The sequence below is a fragment of the Streptomyces sp. NPDC001480 genome, from assembly GCF_042894725.1.
Classification (GTDB): domain Bacteria; phylum Actinomycetota; class Actinomycetes; order Streptomycetales; family Streptomycetaceae; genus Streptomyces.
Window position 1 is genome coordinate 406,199 of sequence record NZ_JBIAVX010000002.1, and the last position, 19,817, is coordinate 426,015.

General features: G+C 74.3%; 17 protein-coding genes and 2 pseudogenes. 14 read left to right on the forward strand and 5 right to left on the reverse strand.

The window, feature by feature from the left end:
* Positions 1-185: 185 nt before the first annotated feature.
* On the forward strand, positions 186-992 hold the full coding sequence (locus ACFY01_RS05780; protein ID WP_390734382.1) for a pectate lyase: 807 nt from the start codon (positions 186-188) through the stop codon (positions 990-992).
* An 85-nt stretch (positions 993-1,077) separates the two neighbouring features.
* On the opposite strand, the gene ACFY01_RS05785 is transcribed toward ACFY01_RS05780, so the two are convergent.
* The gene (locus tag ACFY01_RS05785) at positions 1,078-1,854 is read right to left on the reverse strand and encodes a PaaX family transcriptional regulator C-terminal domain-containing protein (RefSeq protein ID WP_390734383.1); all 777 of its coding nucleotides are present in this window, start codon (positions 1,852-1,854) and stop codon (positions 1,078-1,080) included.
* A gap of 73 nt (positions 1,855-1,927) precedes the next feature.
* Here ACFY01_RS05785 and ACFY01_RS05790 point away from each other — a divergent pair, with 73 nt between their 5' ends.
* A complete protein-coding gene (locus tag ACFY01_RS05790; RefSeq protein WP_390734384.1) occupies positions 1,928-3,592 on the forward strand; it encodes an acyl-CoA dehydrogenase family protein in 1,665 nt (554 codons plus the stop codon).
* Between the two features lie 1,001 nt (positions 3,593-4,593).
* Positions 4,594-6,573, forward strand: coding sequence for a HEAT repeat domain-containing protein (locus tag ACFY01_RS05795; RefSeq protein ID WP_390734385.1), 1,980 nt, complete (start codon positions 4,594-4,596; stop codon positions 6,571-6,573).
* A 78-nt stretch (positions 6,574-6,651) separates the two neighbouring features.
* Here ACFY01_RS05795 and ACFY01_RS05800 read toward each other — a convergent pair whose 3' ends face one another.
* The gene (locus ACFY01_RS05800) at positions 6,652-7,227 is read right to left on the reverse strand and encodes a hypothetical protein (protein WP_390734386.1); all 576 of its coding nucleotides are present in this window, start codon (positions 7,225-7,227) and stop codon (positions 6,652-6,654) included.
* Between the two features lie 284 nt (positions 7,228-7,511).
* Here ACFY01_RS05800 and ACFY01_RS05805 point away from each other — a divergent pair, with 284 nt between their 5' ends.
* The 4 genes from ACFY01_RS05805 to ACFY01_RS05820 all read left to right on the forward strand — a co-directional run bounded on the left by ACFY01_RS05805 (position 7,512) and on the right by ACFY01_RS05820 (position 11,422).
* The gene (locus ACFY01_RS05805; RefSeq protein WP_390734387.1) at positions 7,512-8,597 is read left to right on the forward strand and encodes a WD40/YVTN/BNR-like repeat-containing protein; all 1,086 of its coding nucleotides are present in this window, start codon (positions 7,512-7,514) and stop codon (positions 8,595-8,597) included.
* Positions 8,598-8,684: 87 nt separating this feature from the next.
* A complete protein-coding gene (locus ACFY01_RS05810; RefSeq protein ID WP_132854793.1) occupies positions 8,685-9,362 on the forward strand; it encodes a uracil-DNA glycosylase in 678 nt (225 codons plus the stop codon).
* On the forward strand, positions 9,359-10,345 hold the full coding sequence (locus ACFY01_RS05815; RefSeq protein WP_390734388.1) for an N-acetylglucosamine kinase: 987 nt from the start codon (positions 9,359-9,361) through the stop codon (positions 10,343-10,345). Before ACFY01_RS05810 ends, ACFY01_RS05815 begins: the two co-directional genes overlap by 4 nt.
* A 153-nt stretch (positions 10,346-10,498) precedes the next feature.
* Positions 10,499-11,422: a sirohydrochlorin chelatase gene (locus ACFY01_RS05820; protein ID WP_390734389.1), complete on the forward strand. Its 924-nt coding sequence runs from the start codon at positions 10,499-10,501 to the stop codon at positions 11,420-11,422.
* Between the two features lie 95 nt (positions 11,423-11,517).
* On the opposite strand, the gene ACFY01_RS05825 is transcribed toward ACFY01_RS05820, so the two are convergent.
* Both ACFY01_RS05825 and ACFY01_RS05830 read right to left on the reverse strand, forming a co-directional pair.
* Positions 11,518-12,552 (reverse strand): lactonase family protein, encoded by a 1,035-nt coding sequence (locus tag ACFY01_RS05825; RefSeq protein WP_390734390.1) that lies wholly within the window; start codon positions 12,550-12,552, stop codon positions 11,518-11,520.
* 733 nt (positions 12,553-13,285) lie between these two features.
* Complete coding sequence (locus ACFY01_RS05830) at positions 13,286-14,779, reverse strand: FUSC family protein (RefSeq protein WP_390734391.1); 1,494 nt, start codon at positions 14,777-14,779, stop codon at positions 13,286-13,288.
* Positions 14,780-15,009: 230 nt separating this feature from the next.
* Here ACFY01_RS05830 and ACFY01_RS05835 point away from each other — a divergent pair, with 230 nt between their 5' ends.
* Genes ACFY01_RS05835 through ACFY01_RS05845 form a run of 3 tightly spaced genes read left to right on the forward strand, consistent with a single transcriptional unit; the run spans position 15,010 to position 17,702 of the window.
* Positions 15,010-15,486, forward strand: a complete 477-nt coding sequence (locus ACFY01_RS05835; protein ID WP_390734392.1) for an Lrp/AsnC family transcriptional regulator — start codon at positions 15,010-15,012, stop codon at positions 15,484-15,486.
* A 30-nt stretch (positions 15,487-15,516) separates the two neighbouring features.
* A complete protein-coding gene (locus ACFY01_RS05840; protein ID WP_390734393.1) occupies positions 15,517-16,212 on the forward strand; it encodes an HAD family hydrolase in 696 nt (231 codons plus the stop codon).
* Positions 16,213-16,262: 50 nt separating this feature from the next.
* Positions 16,263-17,702 carry an MFS transporter gene (locus ACFY01_RS05845; RefSeq protein WP_390734394.1) on the forward strand — a complete coding sequence of 480 codons (1,440 nt, stop codon included), beginning with the start codon at positions 16,263-16,265 and terminating at the stop codon, positions 17,700-17,702.
* Positions 17,703-17,739: 37 nt separating this feature from the next.
* Here the strand turns inward: ACFY01_RS05845 and ACFY01_RS05850 are convergent, their stop codons facing one another.
* The gene (locus ACFY01_RS05850) at positions 17,740-18,504 is read right to left on the reverse strand and encodes a LysR family substrate-binding domain-containing protein (protein ID WP_390734395.1); all 765 of its coding nucleotides are present in this window, start codon (positions 18,502-18,504) and stop codon (positions 17,740-17,742) included.
* A 59-nt stretch (positions 18,505-18,563) separates the two neighbouring features.
* On the opposite strand from ACFY01_RS05850, the gene ACFY01_RS05855 reads away from it, so the two are divergent.
* The 4 genes and pseudogenes from ACFY01_RS05855 to ACFY01_RS05870 form a co-directional block, all read left to right on the forward strand.
* The gene (locus tag ACFY01_RS05855; RefSeq protein WP_390734396.1) at positions 18,564-18,953 is read left to right on the forward strand and encodes a DUF5997 family protein; all 390 of its coding nucleotides are present in this window, start codon (positions 18,564-18,566) and stop codon (positions 18,951-18,953) included.
* 82 nt (positions 18,954-19,035) lie between these two features.
* Positions 19,036-19,428: pseudogene (locus tag ACFY01_RS05860) on the forward strand (carbohydrate ABC transporter permease); the annotation flags it as partial.
* Complete coding sequence (locus ACFY01_RS05865) at positions 19,425-19,601, forward strand: hypothetical protein (RefSeq protein ID WP_390734397.1); 177 nt, start codon at positions 19,425-19,427, stop codon at positions 19,599-19,601. The pseudogene ACFY01_RS05860 and the gene ACFY01_RS05865, both read left to right, overlap by 4 nt.
* Positions 19,586-19,798: pseudogene (locus ACFY01_RS05870) on the forward strand (glucarate dehydratase); the annotation flags it as partial. The gene ACFY01_RS05865 and the pseudogene ACFY01_RS05870, both read left to right, overlap by 16 nt.
* Positions 19,799-19,817: the final 19 nt, after the last annotated feature.

Here is a 19,817-nt window from a genome sequence, read left to right on the forward strand (position 1 = left end):
CCGTTCAGCGACATGACCGAGGGGATGGATATCAGACGGATATCGCCCCCTATATGGTCGTTTTCTTGCGCAGGTCGTTCAACACCACGCACACAATTCACTTCCATGACCTCGCACGTGGACACCTCACCCCCACGAAGGGGTGCGCCCCCAGGCACCCCCGACAAGGAAGAAGGAATCGGGACATGACTTCTTCGGCACGACCGCGCGTCCGCAGGCGCGCCGTGACGGGCGCACTGGCCGCCGTCGGGCTCTCTGCTGTCATGATCATGACAGACGGAGTCCTGGCGCCGGCGAGCGCCGCCACCTGGCCCAGCGCAAACGGCAGCCAGGCGGTCACCTCCACCATCTCCGTCTCCGGCACCAAGGACTACGGGATGAAGCGCCTGTACGGCAGCGGAGACCTGGGCACCGGCGGACAGAGCGAGGACCAGGACCCGATCCTCGAACTGGCGCCCGGCGCCGTTGTGAAGAACGTGATCATCGGCGCCCCCGCCGCGGACGGCATCCACTGCCTGGGCAGCTGCACGCTCCAGAACGTGTGGTGGGAGGACGTCGGCGAGGACGCGGCGACGTTCCTCGGCTCATCGTCGTCCAACGTGTACACCGTCTCCGGCGGTGGCGCGAAGGAGGCCAGCGACAAGGTGTTCCAGTTCAACGGTGCCGGAACGCTCAACGTCTCCGACTTCGCGGTGCAGAACTTCGGCAAGCTGGTCCGTTCCTGCGGCAACTGCCGGACGCAGTACAAGCGGACCATCAACCTCAACACCATCGAGGCGACCTACAAGGGCAGCGCGCTCGTCGGCATCAACACCAACTACGGCGACAGCGCGACGCTGAAGAAGATCACCATCGTCGGGGACAGCAGCAAGAAGATCGTGCCCTGCCAGAAGTACATCGGCAACAACACGGGCGCGGAGCCGCCCAAGAACGGCAGCGGCCCTGACTCGACGTACTGCAAGTACTCGACCTCCGACATCACCTACAGGTAAGGCACCACCACTCCCCCACGACGGCCGTCGTACGAGGCGCACCCGACGGCGCTTCGTGCGACCGCCCACCAGTGTCCACTGCTGTCTACGCCGTCCTGCCGAGCATCGTGTCCGTCAACTCCCGCTGATAGCCGGTGTAGGCGGCGCGCAGGTCCGGGCCCGGCCAGTCAGCGGGCAGGAGTTCGGCGGGCAGCACGGGGTCGGCCAGGAGGTGGCGCACGGCGGCCGCGAGGGCGGTGAAGCGGTCGGCCGGGCGGTCGGTCGCGGCGACGTGGGCGAGCAGCGCCCTGGCGGTGTCCGCCCAGGCCTCCAACGGCCACAGCCCCGTGGCCAGGTCACGGGCGGGTTCCTCGGGCCGGGCGGTGAAACGCCGGACGACGTCGCCGAGGCCGTCGGGATCCGCGCGGCGCAGATTGGCCGGCCGCAGCCAGATGCCCTCGCGGAGTTCGGCCAGTCTGCGGGCGGCCAGCCGGGCGCGGAGCTCGGCGCGTTCGCCGGGGCCGCGGCCGGTCGCGGTGACGACCACCATCTCCCATTCGCCGTCCCAGGGGCGGGTCTCCGGATGCACGGCCTCGTCCTGCCGCCGCCGACGGCTGAGCAGACGGTCGCTGAGCCGGTAGACGGCGTCCGTGCGCCGCAGGTCACCGGCGGCCACCATCCGGCTGAGGGCCGCCCGCAGGGTGGATCCGCCGACGCCGAGCGGCTCGACCGCGCGTACCAGGTCCTTCACCGGCAGCTCGGGCGGCTGCGCGCCCAGCAGCAGGCTGAGGACCACCGACCGGGCGGACAGGGGGCGCAGCTCGAGCTCCGGGGGGTGGGCCGCCGCGTTCCCGGCCGTGTTCCCGGCCGTGTTCTCGTGCATGGAGACGTACTGTACGGGGCGGCGGTTGTTGCGATATTGCTGCGCTCGTAGAAATAGTGCAACACTGCCGTGTATGGCCGACACCTTCGCGCACCCGCAGCCGTCATGGCACACCACGCACGACGTCACCAACCAGCCCCCGCCCCTGGCCCCCTACGACGCGTCCGAGGACGTGGCCCTGCTGGAGGGGCTGCGCCGGGAGGGCGCCGGCTGGGCCGAGGAGGACGTCCGGCGGCTGGGAGCGCTGGCGGGCAGCGCGGAGGCGCAGGAGTGGGCCGAACTGGCCAACCGGCACGAGCCGGAGCTGCGTACGCACGACCGGTACGGGAACCGGATCGACGAGGTCGAGTTCCACCCGAGCTGGCACCATCTGATGCGGGCCGCGGTCGCCGAGGGGCTGGCGGGCGCGCCCTGGGCCGACGACCGGCCGGGCGCGCATGTCGCCCGCAGCGCGGGCGGGCTGGTGTGGGGGCACACGGACGCCGGGCACGGCTGTCCTACCTCGATGACGTACGCGGCGGTCCCCGCGCTGCGGGCCCAGCCGGAGCTGGCGAAGGTCTACGAGCCGCTGCTGACCGGCAGGGAGTACGACCCGGAGTTGCGCGTCCCCACCGACAAGCCCGGGCTGCTGGCCGGGATGGGCATGACCGAGAAACAGGGCGGCTCCGACGTCCGGACGAACGCGACCGCCGCCACGCCCACCGCCGAACCCGGCGTGTACACACTGCGCGGGCACAAGTGGTTCACGTCGGCGCCGATGTGCGACGTGTTCCTGGTGCTGGCCCAGGCTCCGGGCGGCCTGTCCTGCTTCCTCGTCCCCCGCGTACTGCCCGACGGCACCCGCAACACCTTCCGCATCCAGCGGCTCAAGGACAAGCTGGGCAACCGGTCCAACGCCTCCTCCGAGCCGGAGTTCGACGGCACCGTGGCCTGGCTGGTCGGGGCGGAGGGGCGGGGCGTGAAGACGATCATCGAGATGGTCAACTGCACCCGTCTCGACTGCGTGATGATGTCGGCGGCGCTGATGCGCAAGACGCTCGTCGAGGCCGGCCACCATGCGCGGCACCGCAGCGCGTTCGGCGCGCGGCTCGTCGACCAGCCGCTGATGCGCAACGTACTGGCCGATCTCGCGCTGGAGTCGGAGGCCGCGACGACGCTGACGCTGCGGCTGGCGGGGGCGGCGGACCGGGCGGTGCGCGGGGACGCCGGGGAGCAGGCCTTCCGGCGGATCGCGACGGCCGTCGGCAAGTACTGGGTGACCAAGCGGGGGCCGGCCTTCACGGCGGAGGCCCTGGAGTGCCTCGGCGGCAACGGGTACGTGGAGGAGTCCGGGATGCCCCGCCACTACCGGGAGGCGCCCCTGCTGTCGATCTGGGAGGGCTCGGGGAACGTCAACGCGCTCGATGTGCTGCGGGCGTTGGGGCGGGAGCCCGCCACGGCCGAGGCCCTGTTCGCCGAACTGGCCCTGGCCAGTGGTGCGGACGCCCGGCTGGACGCGGCCGTGGGCCGGTTGAAGGACCGCCTGCCCGAGGCCGAACCGGCGGGCGCCCGACGCCTGGTGGAGGCGATGGCTCTGGCCCTGCAAGCCTCCCTGCTCGTCCGGCACGCCCCGTCGGCGGTCGCCGACGCCTTCTGCGCCACGCGGCTCGGCGGGGACTGGGGGCATGCGTTCGGCACGCTGCCGGGGTCGGCGGACGTGGACGGGATTCTGGGGCGGGCGGTGCCTGCCGCGAACTGACGTCCGGCCTTGCGGGCGGCGCCGCCGGGGCGGTCGGCGGGGGTTTCTCGCCCCCGCCGCCCCTACCCTTCCCGGCCCCCAGGGGCTCCGCCCCTTCGACCCCGCCAGGGGGCGCGCCCCTGCACCCCCAGCGGGGCTCCGCCCCTGCACCCCGCCCGGGGGCTGCCGCCCCCAGGACCCCAGGGGGCTCTGCCCCTGCAACCCGTCAAGGGGCTGCGCCCCGGCACCCCCGCAGGGGATCCGCCCCTGCACCCCGCCCGAGGGCTGCCGCCCCCAGGACCCCCACGGGGCTCTGCTCCTGCCACCCCGCCGGGCCTGCGCCTCGGCACCCCCGCAGGGGATCCGCCCCTGCACCCCGCTCGGCGGCTGCCGCCCCCGGACCCGGCTCCGCCGCTGTGCCGCGCCGGGTCTGCGCCCCCGCACCCCGCCCAGGGGCTGCCGCCCCCAGGGCCCCCACAGGGCTCCACCGCTGGGCACCGCCGGGCCTGCCTCCCTGCACCACCCCAGCGGAGCTTCGCCCCTGCAACCCTGCCCGGGGCTACCGCCCCCAAGACCTCCACGGGGCTCTACCCCTGCAACCCCGCCGGGCCCGCGCCCCGGCACCCCGCCCAAGGCTGCCCTCCTCCAGGAACCCGCGGGGCCCGCCCCTTGCAAGCCCGACCGGGGCTGCCGCCCCAGAAACCCCACGGGGACCCGCCCCTGCAACCCCGCCCGGGGCTACCACCTCCTGCACCCCCATCGGGCCCGCGCCTGCCGGGGCTCCGCCCCGGGCGCCATCGGCCTGGACAGCCTCGTCATCGAACGCCGGACTGGCTGTTCTTGTGGTTCGTCGGGTCGGCATGCGCACGCCATCTGGGGGGAATTGATCCCTCCGGGCCGTGGGCGCGGTTCGTGGCCGGTCCGTGCCGACGGATCGCACACAGTCGCCGTGCGATTCCGCTTCGTTGTCAGTGCCGTGGTGCAGACTCGCGATCAGGTGGCAATCGCCTGGGGAGGACAACGTGTTCACGGGGATCGACGAGGTCGACTGGGCCTCGCTGCGGCATGCGTACGGCAGCGCCGAGGACGTGCCCGGGCTGCTGCGGGGGCTGGCGTCCGCGGACCGGGACGAACGGGAGGGCGCGCTGGACGGGATGTACGGCTCGGTGCACCACCAGGGGAACGTGTACGACTCGACGCTCGCCTGCGTCCCGTTCCTGTTCGCCCTCGCGGCCCGCGCCGACGTCCCGGACCGCGGCGGCATAGTCGAGTTGCTGGTGAGCATCGGCATGGAGGGCGAGGGCGCCGCGGTGCGGTCGGGTGCCGAGGGGTTCGTCGCTCTGGCCGCGGATCCTGATCCATGGGTGCGGCGCGCGGCGTCGGCCGCGCTGGTGCGGTTCCTCGACGATCCGGGACGTGTGCTGGGCGTGTTGCGGGACCGGATCACGGTCGAGCGGGACGACCGGGTCCTGTTGGCCCTCACCGAGAGCCTGGGTCTCTTCGTACGGCGGCATCCGGCGCACGCCGCCGCCGCGGTGGACCTCCTGGCCGCGCAGAGCCTGCCGCCGTACGGACCCGGGCTGCGGCTCGCGGCCCTCGGTCAGCTCGCGCTCGGGGCGCCGGACCGGCTCCCGGCCGAGCTGGTGCCGACCGCGGTCCGGCTGCTCCGGGACAGGTCCGAGCAGCGGACCGGCGGACGGCCGGACGAGCCGGACCGCCCCGGCACGGACACCCTCGTCGGCCGGATACGGCGGCTGCGGCCCTCGGACGAGGAGGGCGCGTACCTGCTGCGGACCCTCCACAGCGCGTTGGACGACCGGGTCGCGGACCGGATCGCCCTGCTCACCGGGCAGTTGACCAGCCCGGCCCCGGTGGACCGGCGCAACGCGGTGTGGATGGCGGCGGCGCTGCTGCGTGAGTGGCGTGCCGACTACGCGGGGCTCGTCGGGCTGCTCGGCACCCAAGTCATGCAGGAGCAGGATCCGTTACGGGACGCGGCGGTGTCCGTGCTGGCCGAGCTGTTCGACCTGGCCGCCCCCGCGGTCGACCACGTCCATGCCCTGGTGACCGCACGGCCCGACCTGTGGGTGCGCCGCTGGGAGCGCGGGGCGCCGGCGCTGGGTGGTCCGCTCAAGGCCCTCGCCCGCAGCGGGGATGCCAGGGCGGTGCCCGTTCTCGCTCAGCTGCTGGCCGGCCCGCTTCCGCCGGACGACCTGGGGCACGCGGTGGTGCACCTCGGGCCCGCCGCGGCCCCGCTCGCCCCGGCGCTGCGGCGCCGGCTCGGGCAGATACGCCTCGACTCGCCCGGGGCCGCCGACCGTGCCGCTCCGCTGCTGTCGGCGCTCACGGCCCTGGCCGACGTGGCGGCCCTGCCGGAGGTCCTGCGCCTGCTGAGTACCGCGCCGCGTGCCCTCGGACCACGCGACACCGCCGTCGGGTTCGCGATCCGCGCCCTGGACAGCTTCGGGCCCGCCGCGCGGGAGGCGGCGCCGCTGCTGCGGGGGCTCCTGGACACCGAATACGCCGCGGAGGCCGCGGGGGCACTGTGGTCGACCGGCGAGGACGTGTCCGTCGTACTTCCCGTGCTGCTGCGGGAGTTGACGCACGAACGCTCCGGGCGCCGCCGTCCGGCCGCCGGGGAGCTGGCCCGGCTCGGGCCCGCGGCCCGCCCCGCGCTCCCCGCGCTGCGCCGTATGACCGGGGCGAGCGGAGTGGGGGAACGGGTCTCGGCCGCGGCGGCGTTGTGGCGGATCGGCCAGGATCCGGAAGACGTCCTGCCGGTGTTCCGCGCGGCCTGGGCCGGGAATCCCCGGACCCGCGGCACGATCGCCGCCTGTCTCGCCCGCATGGGGCCGGCGGGCGACCCACTGCGGGACCTCCTGCGGACCGAAGTGACCGGCCCTCGGCGCCACACCGCACGGGCGGGCGGGTACGGGAGCCATGACATACAGAAGGACGAGGAACTGCTCCGGCTGTGCCGGAGGGTGCTCGCGGGAGAGTGAGGGGCCGTCCGGCCACTTGCCGGTGGCGACCGGCCCCCGCGCTCCGCGACCGGCCCCCGCGCTCCGCGGCCGGTCGCGTCAGCCGGTCATGCGCCCCCACTGCGGGCCCAGTCGCGCCCACTCGGTGTCCCAGTCGGCCATGCGGCGGCGTTCCAGCCGGCCACGCAGGGCCAGTCCGGAGACCAGGGGGACGGCGGCGGCGCTGACGCCCACGAGGCTGCCGATCAGGCCGGCGCGCAGGTGGGCCTGGGAGACCGAAGCGGGACGGCTGACCAGCTGGCCCTGCGGGTCGGTCCACACGGTGACCGGGCTGCCCGGCTTGCTGCCGGGCTCGACGCGGGCCTGGCCGGTGTGCGTGGAGCCGTCCGCCACGGTCCAGCGGACCTTGGCCCACACCCGTTCGCCGGAGTTCGCCGTCCCCGGGGCCTTCTCGGTGACCTGGGCCACGGTCGGCCGCCACTCGACGCGCTCCCGGGCCAGCCCGTGCTCGACGGAGCCGGCCGCCGCGAGTCCCGACAGGACCCCGGTCAGCACGGTGAGCAGCCAGACGCCGAGCACCAGCCAGGCCTCCACCGTGTCGGCACGTCGTTTGAGCGGGTTGCGCCGCCAGCGCCACAGCCAGACCTTCGGACCACGGAACGCCTTCAAAGGCATCCTCCTCACGAGCGCACGGACAGACCGGCCGCCTTCCCGACCGCCTTCCCATACGGGGGATGTCCCCGTCCTGCTCAGGGCGAGCCCCCGACTCGACGGTCGCACGACAGCGCCGGTCCGCGCAGGCGTCTGACCCGAAGACGCCCCACTGATCTCCGCCACACGCCGACACGACCCGCCTGACCAGCGATGACGCCACTTCCATAGGTGACTGTCAGTGCCGGGGTGCAGACTGGCCGATGTCTGAAAACTCACGTGACAAAGACGTCCCGGAGGTGGTCGGCATGAGCGAGGTTCTGCTCGCTGTGGGTACGCGAAAGGGCTTGTTCATCGGGCGGCGGCGAGGTGGCGCCTGGGAGTTCGACGAGAGTCCCTGCTTCAACGCCCAGGCGGTCTACTCGGTAGCCCTGGACACCCGCGGCGGCACCCCGCGGCTGCTGGCCGGAGGCGACAGCGCGCACTGGGGCCCGTCGGTGTTCCACTCCGACGACCTGGGCCGCACCTGGACCGAACCGGCCCGGCCGGCCGTGAAGTTCCCCAAGGACACGGGCGCCTCCCTGGAGCGGGTCTGGCAGCTGCACCCGGCCGTCGCCGAGCCGGACGTGGTGTACGCGGGCACGGAACCGGCCGCGCTGTACCGCTCGGAGGACCGCGGGGAGAGCTTCGAGCTGGTGCGCCCGCTGTGGGAGCACCCCACCCGCTCGCGGTGGGTGCCGGGCGGCGGCGGTGAGGGGCTGCACACCGTGGTGACCGACCACCGGGATCCGCGGGCGGTGACCGTCGCGGTCTCGACGGCCGGGGTGTTCCGCACCACGGACGGCGGCGCGAGCTGGGCGCCGTCCAACTCCGGTGTGTCCGCGGTGTTCCTGCCGGACCCGAACCCGGAGTTCGGCCAGTGCGTGCACAAGATCGCGCAGGATGCGGCGAACCCGGACCGGCTCTATCTCCAGAACCACTGGGGTGTGTACCGCAGCGACGACGCGGGCGCGCACTGGACGGACATCGGCGCGGATCTGCCGTCCACCTTCGGTTTCGCGGTGGCCGCCCACCCGCACCGGGGCGACACGGCGTACGTCTTCCCGATCAACGCGGACGCCGACCGGGTGCCCGCCGACCGTCGCTGCCGGGTCTTCCGCACACAGGACGCGGGCAAGACCTGGGAGCCCCTGGCCGCCGGGCTGCCCCAGGAGGACCATTACGGCACGGTGTTGCGCGACGCGCTCCGCACGGACGACGCGGACCCGGCGGGCGTCTACTTCGGCAATCGCAACGGCGAGGTGTACGCCTCCGGCGACGACGGCGACAGCTGGCAGCTGCTCGCCTCCCATCTGCCGGACGTGCTGTGCGTACGGGCGGCGGTCGTGGACTGATCATCTCTGTCGACGGTTCGGTCATCCTCGGTCGGCCCGCGGCCTGCGCTTGATCAACGCACCGCGTGCGGCAGTAGGGTGACGCCCGTGGCACCACGACCCTTGCATGAAATCGTCGAACCGGGCTGGGCGAAGGCCCTGGAACCCGTGGCCGGACGGATCGCCGCGATGGGCGACTTCCTGCGCGCGGAGATCGCGGCGGGACGCACCTACCTCCCGGCCGGGCCGAACGTCCTGCGCGCCTTCCAGCAACCCTTCGACGACGTCCGTGTCCTGATCGTCGGCCAGGACCCGTACCCCACGCCCGGACACGCGGTGGGGCTGTCGTTCTCCGTCGCGCCGGACGTACGGCCGCTGCCGCCCAGCCTGATCAACATCTTCCGCGAGCTGGGCGCCGATCTGGGGCTGCCCCAGCCGTCGACCGGCGACCTCACCCCGTGGACGCAGCAGGGCGTGCTGCTGCTCAACAGGGCGCTCACCACGGCTCCGCGCAGCCCCGGCGCGCACCGTGGCAAGGGCTGGGAGGAGGTCACCGAGCAGGCGATCCGCGCGTTGGCCGCGCGCGGCAAGCCGCTGGTGTCCGTCCTGTGGGGCCGCGACGCCCGCAACCTGCGTCCGCTGCTGGGCGATCTGCCGTCGGTGGAGTCCGCGCACCCGTCACCGATGTCGGCCGACCGCGGCTTCTTCGGCTCCCGTCCCTTCAGCCGGGCCAACGACCTGCTGATCCGGCAGGGGGGACAGCCCGTGGACTGGCGCCTGCCGTGACCGGTGCGGGGGCCGGACCGGGCTTCCTGGCCGTCGACTCGGGAGGCTCCGGCCTGCGGGTCGTCGTCGGGGCGGCCGGGCGCGGTCCGTCCGCGCAGGGGCAGTCGCGGGAGCCGGTGCGCACGGGTGCCCGGGGGATCGACCCCGCCCATCTGATGGAACAACTCGTGCCCATGGTGCGGGCGTTGGCGGCGGAGGCCGGGGTCGGCGGGCTGGACACGGCCGTGGTCGGTGCCGCCGGGTTCGCGTCCCTGGGCGGGGCGCTGCGGGCCGAGCTGCCGGGCGCCCTGGCCCGGGAGCTCGGGGTGCGGGCCGTCGCGCTCGCCGCCGACGCCGTCACCGCGTACGTGGGTGCGCTGGGGCCACGGGCGGGGGCCGTGGTCGCCGCGGGTACGGGACTGATCGCGCTCGGCACCGATCTGACGAGCTGGCGGCGGGCGGACGGCTGGGGCCATCTGCTGGGCGACTGCGGCGGCGGTGCCTGGATCGGGCGGGCCGGGCTCGAGGCGGCGCTGCGCGCCCATGACGGACGCGACGGCGGCTCCGCCCCGCTGCTGGCGTGCGCCGAGGAGCGGTTCGGGCCGGTCGCGGGGCTGCCCGGCACGCTCTACCCGCGCGCGGACCGCCCCGCCGTCCTCGCCTCCTTCGCGCCCCAGGTGGCCGCCTGTGCCGCGGGCGATCCCGTCGCGGCCGGCATCCTGCGCGCCGCGGCCCGGCACATGGCCGAATCCGCCACCGCGGTGTGCCCGCCCGCAGGGGAGCCCCAAGTGGCTGTCACCGGGGGTCTGGTCAATCTGGGCGCGCCGCTTCTCGTACCGCTTGCCGAGGAGTTGGCGCGGCGACTGCCGCACGCCCGCCATGTCCAGCCCGAGGGGGATCCGCTGCACGGCGCGGTGCGGCTGGCGGCCGAGTTGGCCGCCGGGCGGCTCACTCTCCCGAGTGATGAGGCGATGTTGTACGTGGTGACCACAAAACGGGATTGATCCCGTCGGTGAAGGAAGTGTCCAGGAAGTGTCCGAAACGTGAAGCGATCACTTCTCATGTGTCCGTAACTCATCAGACAAAACCGGACGGATACCGCTCACCTGCACCCTCCCCGAACAGAGAAGCCCAGGAAACCAGTAACATGCGGCGCCATGAGTTCCCCCACTGGGCCCGCGTCCGGCCTGCCAGTACGAATGCCGCGACCCCGCCAGCCCGGACGGCACCGCCGCCCCGAACCGCTGGTGGCTCCCGAGGGCGCGCCCGCGCTCGTCCTCGCGGTGCCCGGCACGCCCAGCGCCGCCACGCGCAGCCTCGCCGAGGAGGTCGTGAGCATCGCCCGCTCCGAGCTGCCCGGCCTGGATGCCCTGATCGGCTACCTGGACGGGGACGACGCGGAGTTCCCGACCCTGAAGTCCGTCCTCGCGTACGCCGCCGACGAGCGCACGGCCCGCTATGAGCAGGCCCGCGCCGCGGGCGTCGACGTCAAGGCGCCCGACGGCCCGGTGGCCGTCGTCGTCCCGCTGCTGGCCGGGCCGGACAGCGCACTGCTGCGCCGGGTCCGGCAGGCCCTCATGGACAGCCGGCTCGCCGCCGAGCTGACCGATGTCCTCGGCCCGCACCCGCTGCTCGCCGAGGCGCTGCACGTGCGTCTGTCCGAGGCGGGTCTGGCCCGCGCCGACCGGGCCCGGCTGTTCACCGTGGCGACCGCCGCGGACGGCATCATCCTGGCCTCCGTCGGCGGTGACGAGGCCGTGCAGGCGGCCGGGATCACCGGAATGCTGCTCGCCGCACGCCTCGCCGTGCCGGTGATGGCGGCGGCCCTGGACGAGGAGGGCTCGATCTCGTCCGTCGCCGACCAGCTGCGCTCCTCGGGTTCGCAGCAGCTGGCGCTCGCGCCGTATCTGATCGGCCCCGAGATCGACGCCGGCCTGCTGGAGGCGGCCGCCACGGAGGCGGACTGCGCCATCGCGGAGCCGCTCGGCCCGTACCCGGCGATCGGCAAGCTGGCGCTGGCCAAGTACACGACGGCGCTCGGGATCGCCCCGCAGCAGGCGCAGGGCACGCCGGTGCGCTGAGGCGCCGGCGTCCGCCCCGGGAGAGACCGTACGGACGGCGAAGGGCCCGCACCTCGGGGAGGTGCGGGCCCTTCGCCGTGCCCGGGCGAACCGGGTCAGTCGAGGACCACGCAGGAGGCCGCGGGCACCTCGACCGAGCCCTCGTAGAGCGGCATCCCGGTCGCCGGGTCGACCGTGAACCAGGTGACGTTCCCGGAGCGTTCGTTGGCCGCGTAGAGGACGCCTCGGGACTCGGCGAGCGCGCGCGGCCAGTGACCGCCGCACGGGACCGTGCCGATCAGCCGCAGGACCTCGCCGTCGACGGCGAACGTCGTCAGTACGTCCTCGCCGCGTGTGGCGATCCACACATGGCGGCCGTCGGGCGAGACGACGATGCCGGAGGGGTAGGCGTCCTCGGCCGGGGCGCCCGGCAGGACGGGGGTCTCGGCCAGCGGCTGGAGGGAACCGCTGTCGCCCTCCCAACGGCAGACGGTGACGGTCGGGGTGAGTTCGTTGACGACGTAGGCGTACCGGCCGTCCGGGTGGAAGGCCAGGTGGCGGGGGCCGGAGCCGGGGCGCAGCGCGAACTCGCGGTGTACGGCCGGGGTGCCCCGCCGAAGCGTGCAGACCCGGACCGAGTCCGTGCCGAGGTCGACGCTGACGGCCCAGCGGCCTCCGGGGGCGGGCTGCACCTGGTGGACGTGCGGTCCCCGCTGACGCTTCTGGTGGGGGCCTGATCCGGTGTGCTGGAGGTGGCCGGAGGGCGCGGCCTCCAGGGTGCCGTCGGCGCGCAGGGGGACGACGGTGACGCTGCCCGAACCGTAGTTGGCGGTGAGGACGTGTCCGTCGTGGACGCTGAGGTGCGTGGGCCCGCTGCCGCCGACCGGCACCGGATGGCCCGCGAGCTCGGGCCGCTCGCCGTGCACCCGGTAGGCGGCCACCGAGCCCTCGGCGGTCTCGCTGACCGCGTAGAGCGTGTGCCCGCTGGGCGAGAGGGCCAGGTACGACGGGTCGGGAACGCCGCGGACGCTGCCGAGCAGGCTCAGCGCGCCGCTCTCCGGATGCACCGCCGCCATCACGATCCCGGGGCCGCCCGCCGCCGTGAACGACCCGATGAACGCCCTTCGCCGCCGCGTGCCGCCCTCTGCCACCGCTGCCCCTTCCTCGCCGCGCCCGCGCATGCTCGCTCGGGCCGACGGTAGCAGTGGATCACGGTCGGTCTAGACCAGGCGGGGCGCGGGGCGTCCCGACGAACCGTTTCCTCGCCCCCGCCGCCCCTACCCTTCCCGTCCCCAGGGGCTCCGCCCCTTCAACCCCGCCGGGGGCTGCGCCCCCGAACCCCCACGCGGCTCCGCCCCCGCACCCCACCGGGGGCTGCGCCCCCACGACCCCGCCGGGCCCCGCCCCTACCCCGCAGGGACTGCCGCCCCCAAGGCCCCGCCGGCCCCTGCCCCTTCAGCTCCGCCGGGGACTACGCCCCCGAACCCCCACGCGGCTCCGCCCCTACACCCCCCGGGGGCTGCCCCGAAGCCCCCGCCGGGGACTGCGCCCCCAACCCCCCCACGGGGCTCCGCCCCTGCACCCCGCCGGGCGCTGCCGCCCCAAAGCCCCCGCCGGGCCCCACCCCTACAACCCCTCCGGAGGCTGCCGCCCCCAAGACCCCCGCCAAGCCCCGCCCCTCCAGCCCCGCCGGGCCCCACCCGTTCAGTCCCTCCGGGGACTGCGTCCCCAAACCCCACCGGGCGCTGCCGCCCCCAAGACCCGCGCCAGGCCCCACTCCCACACCCCACCGGGCGCTGCCGGCTCCAGGCCCCCAGGGGGTCCGCCCTCACCCCGGCCGGGCTCCGTCCCTCGCGCCCCGCGCCGCAGGCGTCGAAACGGCCTTCAGGCCCTCACCAGCCCCGTCGCCGCCGGAGGCGTTCGCAGGGGCTCTGCCAGGTCGGACAGGGCGCGCTCCAGGCCGTGCAGGTGGGCCAGGGCGGGCTCGGCAGGGGGTTCGGCGGGGTGGGTGACGTGGCCGGGGGCGCCCTCGGTGAGCGCCTCGACGGCCGTCTCCACGCGCCAGCAGGCGGCGGCCAGGCGGGCGTCGTGGGAGGCCTCCGGGTCCGCGGCGACCGTGACCAGGCCGCGGATCTCCCGGGCGCAGTCGTCGAGCAGGGCGAGCACCCGGCGGGCGCGCCGCTTGCGGCCGAGCAGGGGGTTCAGGGGGTGCACGAGCGGCGCGACGGACAGCCGTACCCGGCCGAGCAGCTGCTCGAGTTCGGCCACGCGGAGCGCCGGGTCCGCCGCCTGGTCACCCGCGAGGCGGGCCGCGGCCTCCGCCGTGCAGGCGTGCACGCAGCGCAGGGCGCGCTGGATCCAGGCGTCGGTGGTCGTGTGGGTGGTGACGGGCAGCACGAACAGGACGGCCAGCACTGCACCGGCGGCGCCTACGGCGGTCTCGGCCAGGCGCAGGGCCAGCAGGCCGGGACCGAGGACGCCGAGGAGTCCGTAGAGGAGCTCGGCGAGCAGCGTCACCCAGAGCATCATCCAGGTGTAGGACACGGCGGCGGTGTAGAAGATGCCGAAGACCGACGCGGCGACGAGGACGGCGGTGGCGAGCGGCGCTCCGTGCAGCGGGACGACGACCAGCAGCCCCAGGGCGATGCCGATGACCGTGCCGAGGACCCGGCGGAAGCCGCGTACCAGCGTCTCGCCGCGCGAGGCGGTGTTCACGAAGATCCACCAGGTGGCGCCGACGGCCCAGTACCAGCGCTGCCCGGACACCAGCTGGCCCAGGACGAGGGCGAAGGCGGAGCCGGCGGTCGCCTGGACCGCCTGCCGGGTGGTCACGCGGGCCAGTCCGCCGGCGGCGGGCGCGGCGGGCACCGGGGCCGGGGGCAGCCGCCGCTCGTAGCACCACAGCCCGAAGCGCACCGCCGCCGCGGTGAGCACGGACAGCAGGACGGCGGCGTACAGCTCGGGCAGCTGTCCGACCCTCGCGTGCAGGAACTGGGCCACGAAGAACGTCATGAAGGCGAACACGCCGAGGCTGTGGCCGCGCGGCCCCCAGCGGCGCGCGTACACGCCCGCCCCGACCACGGCGAGGAAGGCCAGGTCCCGCGCCACGGGGTGGTCGCGCAGTTCGGCCGCCGCGGCGAGCACCGGCAGGCCCACGGCGGGCAGCAGCGCCGTCGTGACCGCCTGCCCCCGCACGGGGGCGTCGGTGACGGTGAACAGGGCGAGCAGCGCGGCCAGCCCGCCGGTCACGGCGCCCACGAGGGAATGCCCGGCGAGGCCGCAGACCACGACCGCCAGTCCGATGCCCAGTACGGCCCGCGAGGCGAACCTGAGCCGCAGCCGCCCCGGGTCCGGAGCCACGAACACCCTCTTCAGCACTGCTTCCCACCCCTTGACGCACCGGCACACAAAAGGCGCCACGGAGATCCGCGGCGCCATCGACGCTCCAATGAGAGCATCAAGCAGCTCACTGGCTCAAGTGTCGGCTCCATCACTGGGCCATTGGCTTAGTTTCCATCCCCTTCCCGCATCCACGGCGAGGCCAACGGTGCAGGTCGCGCGGTACACGTCAACCGGGTATCGCTGAGCCATTGGTACAGTCGTACGTCATGACCGTGGACGAGCTCGACACCCGCATCCTGCGGCTGCTGCTGGAGCAGCCCCGCACCAGCGTGCGCGAGTACGCCCGCATCCTCGGTGTCGCCCGCGGCACGCTCCAGGCCCGCCTGGACCGTCTGGAGCGGGACGGTGTGATCACCGGCACGGGCCCGTCCCTCTCCCCCGCCGCGCTGGGCCACCCGGTGCTGGCGTTCGTGCACATCGAGGTCACGCAGGGCCATCTGGACGACGTCGGGGACGCCCTGGCCTGCGTGCCGGAGATCGTGGAGGCGTTCTCGATCACGGGTGGCGGGGATCTGCTGACCCGGGTCGTGGCGCGGGACAACGAGCACCTGGAGGACGTGATCCAGAAGCTGATCAGCCTGCCCGGTGTGGTGCGCACCCGCACGGAGGTGGCCCTGCGCGAGCGCGTCCCGCACCGGCTGCTGCCGCTGGTGGAGTCGGTGGGCAGGGCCTCCCGCACCTAGGGCCTGTTGCGGCGCGGCATCCTGGACGCCATGAGCACCGGCCATCACTTCTCGGTCATCTTCGACCTCGACGGAACGCTCGTGGACAGCGAGCCGAACTACTACGAAGCGGGCCGGCTGACCCTGGCCGAGCACGGCGTCCGGGACTTCACCTGGGCGGACCACGAGGGCTACGTCGGTGTCAGCACCCTGGAGACGGTCGCCCTCTGGCGGGAGCGGTACGGCCTGAGCGCCCCGGTGGCGGAACTGTTCGCCGCGACCGACCGGCGCTATCTGGAGCTGGCCCGGAGCCGCACGCGCGTGTACCCCGAGATGCGGAAGTTCGTGGAGCTGCTGGCCGACGGGGGCGTCCCGATGGCCGTGGCCTCCGGCTCATCCCCCGAGGCGATCGATGCGATCCTGGCGGGCACGGGTCTGGACAGCCGGCTGCGTACCGTCGTCTCGGCCGACGAGGTGTCCCGCGGCAAGCCCGCCCCGGACGTCTTCCTGGAGGCGGCGCGGCGGCTCGGGGCGGCCCCGGCGGACTGTGTCGTCGTGGAGGACTCGGCACCCGGCGCGGCCGCCGCCCACGCGGCCGGGATGCGTTGCGTCGCGGTCCCCTACGTCGCCGCGCAGGCCGGCGCGCCGGAGTTCGCCACCGCCGCTCTGCTGGTGCGCGGCGGCCAGGCGGAGTTCACGGCGCGGTCGGCCTTCGCGTGGCTCACGGGACGGGCCGCGACCGCCTGACCGGCCGCGCTCCCCGTGCGGTGGACGGCCGGGCATGCCAGCGTGGCGCCATGACCACAGTCCAGGCACGGTCGTCCGAGCCGAGCGTCGATGACCGGCGCTGGCTGGCGCTCGGGGTGTGCCTCACCGCCGGGTTCATGACCCTCCTGGACACGTCGATCGTGAACGTGGCCCTGCCGTCGATACAGCAGGGGCTGGGGGCCGATCAGGCCGACCTGTCGTGGGTGGCCTCCGGGTACGCCCTGACGTACGGGCTGATGCTGGTGCCGGCGGGCCGGCTGGGTGATCTGCGGGGCCGCAGGGAGACCTTCCTCGTCGGGGTGGCGCTGTTCACGCTGGCCTCGGCGGCGTGCGGGATGTCCTCGGCCGCCGGGTGGCTGGTGGTGTTCCGGCTGCTCCAGGGCATGGCCGGGGGCATGATCGCGCCACAGAGCTCGGGACTGATCCAGCAGATGTTCCAGGGCGCCGAGCGGGCCCGGGCGTTCGCCATGTTCGGCAGTGTCGTCGCCGTCTCCACCGCGGTCGGCCCGCTGACGGGCGGTCTGCTGATCCAGGCGTCCGGCGGCGACGACGCCTGGCGCTGGGTGTTCTACGTCAATCTGCCCATCGGCGTGGCGGTGTTCGCCGCGGCGCTGCGGCTGCTGCCCCGGACCCCGCCACGGGTGGGCCCGCAGGAGGGGTTCGACGTGCCCGGCGTGCTGCTGCTGGGCTCCGGTGCGCTCGCGCTGATGCTGCCCCTGGTGCAGGAACAGCAGTGGCCCGGACGGCGCAAGTGGGCGCTGGTTCCGGTGGCCGTGCTCCTGCTGCTGGCGTTCTGGGCGTGGGAGCGGCGGCAGGGGCGGCTCGGGCGGGCCCCACTGGTGGACCTGCGGCTGTTCACCCGGCGGTCGTTCTCCCTGGGCGCGCTGCTCAGCCTCGTGTACTTCGCGGGCTTCACCTCGGTCTTCTTCGTCTACACGCTGTTCCTCCAGAACAGCCTCGGCTACAGCGCGCTCGCCGCCGGAGCGGCCGCGACACCGTTCGCGGTCGGCTCGGCGGTCGCCGCCCTCGCCGGAGGGCGGCTGGTCGTCCGTTACGGCCGCATACTGGTGGTCCACGGGCTGTGCGCCGTGGCGCTGGGGCTCCTCGGGGCCGTCGCGGCCGTGGAGTTCGTCCCGGACCGGGACGTGGCCTGGGCCGCAGCGTTGCCGCTGCTCGTCGCCGGGGTCGGTTCGGGGCTGACCGTCTCCCCCAACACCACGCTCACCCTCGGCCGCGTCCCGGTCCGCCGGGCCGGGGCCGCCGGGGGTGTGCTCCAGACGGGTCAGCGGATCGGTTCCGCGGCCGGTATCGCCGCCGTGGGCGCCGTGTACTTCGCCCACCTCGCGGGCCACGGACAGGTCGCCGGGGCGCTGGAGATGGGTCTGGCCACCGCTCTCGGGTTCGTGCTGATCGCACTGGTGCTGGCCATGGCGGACCTGTGGGAGAGCGAGCGTGCCACGGGTCGGTGATCCGGTCGCGCGGACGGCCGGCGGTGGGCCCCTCCGGTCAGGACCGCCGTCGCGGCTTGCCCCGTTTCGGGGCCTTCGCGCCGCCGGAGCGGCTCCTGGGGCTGCGGCCGGCCGTCTTGCCGGCGGCGGGCTTCTGCCGGGCGGCGGACGAGTCCGCGCGCTTGCCCTTGGGCGGGGTCTCGGGCCGGGCGGGGCGGCCGCGCGTGCTGTTGACGGTGCGGCCGCGGACGATGCCGATGAAGTCCTCGACGAGGTCGGTGGTGGCCTCCTCCGGCCAGGACAGGGCGACGCTCGACTGCGGGGCGTCCACGACCGTCCGGTAGGTGAGGTCACGGCGGTGGTGCAGGCGGGCCAGTGACTGGGGGACGACGAGGAGGCCGACGCCGGCGGCGACGAGTTCGACGGCGTCCGCCGTGGTCGCGGGGCGCTCGAAGGCGGGCTCGCCGGGCGGGCTGTCCCAGTCGAACACGTCGTCGAGGGGGTGGAAGAGGACCTCGTCGGCGAGGTCGGCCAGGGTCACCTCCTCGGCCGCCGTGATCAGGTGGTCCTTCGGGACCACGACCACCGTGGTCTCGGTGTAGAGGGGGATGGCGCTGAAGACCGTGCGGTCCACGGGCAGCCGGACGAATCCCGCGTCGGCCTCGCCCGTCCGCAGGGCGTCGGACGCCTCGACGGCCGTCACCTGGAGGAGTTCGAGCGGGATGTCGGGCAGGCGCTCGTTCCAGATCCGCACCCACTTGGCGGGGGTCACTCCGGGGACGTACGCGAGCCGGAACGACGGCGATTCCTGCGAGTCTGTCACGTCCGCCAGGTTACCGGCCGTGTTCGGACGTCCCCTACTCGGCCGATACCCTTGACGTCATGAAGTCGCAGCAGACCACCCAGACGATGAAGCCCGCCACGGCGGCGAAGAAGCTGGGTGTGTACCTCCCCGCCACCCCCGCCGAGTTCCAGGAGGGTGTGGTCACGCGCGCCGAGCTGAACCAGCTCCAGGCCGAGCCGCCCGAGTGGCTGCGGGAGCTGCGCCGCACCGGTCCGCACCCGCGCCCGGTCGTCGCGGCGAAGCTGGGCGTGTCCATCGCGGGTCTCGCGCGCGGCGGGGTCACCGAGGCGCTCACGACCGAGCAGATCGACGCGCTGAAGCAGGCCGGCCCCGAGTGGCTGGAGAAGGAGCGCGCCACCCAGGCGGAGGTCCGCAAGGAAACCGCGCGGATCAAGAAGAAGAACGCCGAACGCGCCGAGCGCCCCTGACACCGACCGCACGCGCCCCTGAGACCGAGCGCCCCGGTTCTCCTTCTCGCCGACGCCCCCATCGCCGAGCGTCCCGTCGTAGGTGGGCATCTGGATGGCCGCCCCCTACAACATGGTCATCATCCTCGCCGGACTGGCCGGCGTGGACCGCACCCTGTACGAGGCCGCCGCGATGGACGGCGTCTCGCTGTGGCAGCGGCTGCGCCATGTGACCCTGCCCGCGATCCGGCCCGCCATGGGCATCGTCCTCACCCTCGCCGCCATCCGCGGACTGCGCGTGTTCACCGAGGTCTACGTCCTCACCGGCGGCGGCCCGGCCGGATCCACGGACGTTTGGATGGCCCGCGCCTACACCCTGGGCTTCACCCGCAACGACATCGGCGGCGCCTCCGCGGCCTCCGTCGTCCTGCTCTGCGTGACGCTGCTGCTCACCGTCACGGTCAACTACTTCCGCAAGAGGGGAGACGTGCGATGAGCGCCCCCGCCCTCGACCCCGTCCACACCCCGTCCGGCAAGGTCACCGCCTCCCCCGCGAAGGCGCGCGGCCAGCAGGCCCGGGCCACCGCGGCCCGCTTCGACACCGCGCTCGGCTGGAGCGACAGGCCGGGTCCGGCCTGGGCCCTGCGGATCCTGCTGCCGACGACGTGATCCTCCCCGGCGCCCTGGAACTGCGCGGCGGCGAGATCAAGGTCCCCACCGGCCCGGGCCTCGGGGTGGAGCTCGACCACGACGCCCTGGACCGGCTGCACCGGCTGTACGTGGACTCCGGCGTGCGCAGCCGTGACGACACCGGGTACATGCGCCGGATCCATCCGGAGTACGAGCTGCGGCTGCCCCGCTGGTGAACGCCCCGCCGGTGACCGC

Excerpts from the sequence above, each read along its gene's own strand:
- ACFY01_RS05780 (WP_390734382.1), top strand. The coding sequence starts at position 186 with ATGACTTCTTCGGCACGACCGCGCGTCCGCAGGCGCGCCGTGACGGGC.
- ACFY01_RS05785 (WP_390734383.1), bottom strand. The coding sequence starts at position 1,854 with ATGCACGAGAACACGGCCGGGAACACGGCCGGGAACGCGGCGGCCCAC.
- ACFY01_RS05790 (WP_390734384.1), top strand. The coding sequence starts at position 1,928 with ATGGCCGACACCTTCGCGCACCCGCAGCCGTCATGGCACACCACGCAC.
- ACFY01_RS05800 (WP_390734386.1), bottom strand. The coding sequence starts at position 7,227 with ATGCCTTTGAAGGCGTTCCGTGGTCCGAAGGTCTGGCTGTGGCGCTGG.
- ACFY01_RS05805 (WP_390734387.1), top strand. The coding sequence starts at position 7,512 with ATGAGCGAGGTTCTGCTCGCTGTGGGTACGCGAAAGGGCTTGTTCATC.
- ACFY01_RS05820 (WP_390734389.1), top strand. The coding sequence starts at position 10,499 with ATGAGTTCCCCCACTGGGCCCGCGTCCGGCCTGCCAGTACGAATGCCG.
- ACFY01_RS05835 (WP_390734392.1), top strand. The coding sequence starts at position 15,010 with ATGACCGTGGACGAGCTCGACACCCGCATCCTGCGGCTGCTGCTGGAG.
- ACFY01_RS05840 (WP_390734393.1), top strand. The coding sequence starts at position 15,517 with ATGAGCACCGGCCATCACTTCTCGGTCATCTTCGACCTCGACGGAACG.
- ACFY01_RS05845 (WP_390734394.1), top strand. The coding sequence starts at position 16,263 with ATGACCACAGTCCAGGCACGGTCGTCCGAGCCGAGCGTCGATGACCGG.
- ACFY01_RS05855 (WP_390734396.1), top strand. The coding sequence starts at position 18,564 with ATGAAGTCGCAGCAGACCACCCAGACGATGAAGCCCGCCACGGCGGCG.
- ACFY01_RS05865 (WP_390734397.1), top strand. The coding sequence starts at position 19,425 with ATGAGCGCCCCCGCCCTCGACCCCGTCCACACCCCGTCCGGCAAGGTC.